Source organism: Microcoleus sp. S13_C5, from assembly GCF_036700845.1.
Taxonomy (GTDB): domain Bacteria; phylum Cyanobacteriota; class Cyanobacteriia; order Cyanobacteriales; family Microcoleaceae; genus Microcoleus.
This window is the reverse complement of sequence record NZ_JAUBPR010000266.1, coordinates 1-1898: the sequence shown is the minus strand read 5'-3', so window position 1 is coordinate 1898 and position 1898 is coordinate 1. Positions and strand designations below refer to the sequence as shown.

2 protein-coding genes and 1 pseudogene are annotated in these 1898 nt (G+C 43.5%); 1 reads left to right on the top strand and 2 read right to left on the bottom strand.

The genetic code is table 11. From position 1 onward, the window contains the following. Positions 1–120: pseudogene (locus tag QUA04_RS29490) on the top strand (photosystem II q(b) protein); the annotation flags it as partial. A gap of 155 nt (positions 121–275) precedes the next feature. On the opposite strand, the gene QUA04_RS29485 reads toward QUA04_RS29490, so the two are convergent. Then, the gene (locus QUA04_RS29485; protein ID WP_333264296.1) at positions 276–1172 is read right to left on the bottom strand and encodes a hypothetical protein; all 897 of its coding nucleotides are present in this window, start codon (positions 1170–1172) and stop codon (positions 276–278) included. 133 nt (positions 1173–1305) lie between these two features. Continuing rightward, complete coding sequence (locus tag QUA04_RS29480; protein WP_333264292.1) at positions 1306–1596, bottom strand: hypothetical protein; 291 nt, start codon at positions 1594–1596, stop codon at positions 1306–1308. Positions 1597–1898: the final 302 nt, after the last annotated feature.

Sequence of the window (1898 nt, the reverse complement as noted above, 5' to 3'; positions counted from 1 at the left end):
AACCGCGCTAACTTGGGTATGGAAGTAATGCACGAGCGCAATGCTCACAACTTCCCGCTTGATTTGGCTGCTGGTGAGACAACTCCCGTAGCAATGGTTGCTCCTTCTATCAATGGCTAAGTTTTAGTCCGAGATTACAAAAAGCGCTCCTAGAAATAGGGGCGCTTTTTGTTTGGGGAAAAATAAAAATATTTTTATCGGCATAAACTCCTCTCAACTATTTTATTAAGGTACATTGCTCTAAGTGACAGTAGAGCATATTATCTGTGTTCGCCCTACCTCCTCACTGGCTCAAATCCCTGCACAAAACTCATCCAGCGTGGTACTTTATCACCTGTAATATCTAGGATGGGAATGTTGAAACTTCTGACAGCGGGGCGACCTACTTCACCAGCCGAAAAAGTCACATTCGTAGGTTCCGACTTACCTAAACCATAGGCACTAGCTATTTGATTAGCAAGTCGGCAGGTTATTTCAAAACTTCCCATATTAATCCTGCCACCTCCAGCCGCGTAATTCCAAGTAATACCGGGTGTTAAATTCTCTTGTTGACACATAAAGTGGGTGACTTCAAACATTTTGGCAATGTGAACGTCATATCGCCTTAAGCGTCCTCCATACGCCGATGCTGTGGTATCGCTTTCTGGTACTACAATCGATCCAAATCCTTCGTCAAAACCAAGCTCCATCGGGAGTGCTGTGGAACTTGCTAGCGGTTGACCCGTTTGGGGTTGTACGCGAGTCGGTGACATCTGTATTGGTTTGACAAATTGACTATTAGCGCGAACGAAACAACCTTGCGCTGCACCAGCAGGGTAGCTTTTTCCTACAAAAAGCCAAGGTAAACCCCTGGTATCGTTGAAAGTACCCGCAGCATTACTAGGAAAGCTTTCAAAACGCTGTCCCTGTTTTAAGACACCAACTAAAGACCAATTAAAAAACTCAAATGGAGTGCGGTTGTCAGCACGCATAAGTTCTTCAAAAGAAGAATTTGTCATGCGACAATTTAACCCATTTGGGTCTGGATCTACGACTTCCCAATAAGTATGATAAGCTCTTCCCATATAATCCCCTTGATTATTAGGACTAGGGAGAGGTGCAGTAGAACCCAGCGTAGCTGTTCCTAATGCCAGAAGAGTGGAAAGAGTAATGGTTTTTAATTTTTTTAACATGAGTATCACTTTTCAAACACTACATCTATTGGCAATCAAATAGCGATCGCACGTCTTCCACAATCTCGACCCCCCTCATGGGATGAAAAGCCAATTCACACCATAGAGGCATTAATATTAAGTACAATCTCAATTAGACGTTCAACACAAAGTTCTCGATATAATCGACAAATATTCCGGTGAGATAAAGAAAACGCTTTCCCTCAATGCGACGCACGAAGACCGAGGTAGCCCCATGTAATGTTTCTGGTAGCCGCAGCTCGTCTGGATAGCGAAATTTATCTACGGTATATCCCTTATAACTCCATTCCTGACCAATACTTTTGCTATAGTCCCTGACAAAGTGTTCCTGCTTGGTAAATACCTCCACTCCATCGGTCCCAGGATCGGCATCGGCATTATCTACAAATTGCAAGCCCAGCAATCTCCAATGCATTGATCGGCTTGCATTAAACTTCCTCAAGTCCGTTCCTGACCGATTAAAACCGTCAAAACTGACATAATTTTCATTGTTACGCTACCATCGGGAGCCGACACGCTGATTTTTGCCCTTAAAACGGGTTCATCTTGACTGCAATTACGCGCACACTTTTTTGACGTTGGGCAACTGGCTAACCTGATCCCACCACGTCCGTAGTTTTGGGGTTTGATACCAATTTTATGTGAAGTTGCATATAATAGAGAGATAGCTTGTATGGTGCGTTTATGAGTCGTAGTTTAAAAATA